At 65.1% G+C, this 872-nt stretch carries 1 protein-coding gene; it reads left to right on the top strand.

Annotation, left to right across the window (positions count from 1 at the left end; all coding sequences use genetic code 11):
- A partial coding sequence (locus AC1D15_RS34885) for a glycoside hydrolase family 5 protein (RefSeq protein WP_477829680.1) occupies positions 1-872 on the top strand: 872 nt, incomplete at both ends.

The raw sequence follows: 872 nt of genomic DNA, 5'->3' as shown, positions 1-872 counted from the left end.
GCCTCGTGAAGCGAGCGCTGCGAGCGTTCGCGCTCGTCTTTCTTTCCACCGCCTGCACCCTCTCGATGGCCGCGGGCTACACCGCCCGCGCCGGCAAGATCTACGACGAGGCCGGGCAGGAGCTGCAACTGCGCGGCATCAGCCATTTCGGCTTCAACGCGACCATCCTGCAGCCGCAGTTCCTGTGGGCGATGGGCTGGAAGCAGCAGATCGCGCAGATCAAGAGCCTGGGCTTCAACGCGATCCGCGTGCCCTTCGTGCCCGACACGCTCTACAACCCGACGCCGGTCAACCAGCTCAGCTACCTCGATCCGAACCTGAACGCCGAGCTGATCGGCAAGACGCCGCTGCAGGCACTGGACCTGTGGATGGCCGAGGCCGACCGCCAGGGCATGTACGTGCTGCTCGATTTCCACAGCGTGTCGATGCAGCGCCAGTACCCGACTTGGTTCGTGTCGAACCCGGCCGACTTCGGGCTCATCTACAACAAGCAGGCCTACACGAAGGAGAACTGGACGCGCGACCTCGCCTTCGTCGCGAAGCGCTACGCCCACCTGCCGCATTTCTTCGCGATCGACCTCTACAACGAGCCCAACGGCATCGTGCGCTGGAGCACCGGCGACGCGAACGCCGCCAACCCGGTCAACTTCTGGAAGGCCGCGGCCGAATCCGCATCGGCCGTCGTGCTGGCCGCGAACCCGAAGCTGATGGTGTTCGTGCACGGCATCAACGGCAACTTCGACGGCCGCGAGAAGAGCAACGTGCCGATGAACTGGGGCGAGGATTTCCAGCCGCAGGCCTACCAGCCGTTGAGCATCCCGGCCGACAAGCTGGTGCTGTCCCCGCACACCTACGGGCCCGATGTGTACGTC

The sequence above is a fragment of the Rhizobacter sp. P2_H2 genome (assembly GCF_056403375.1).
Note: the sequence above shows the minus strand (reverse complement) of the source record. Positions and strands in the feature narration are given on the sequence as shown.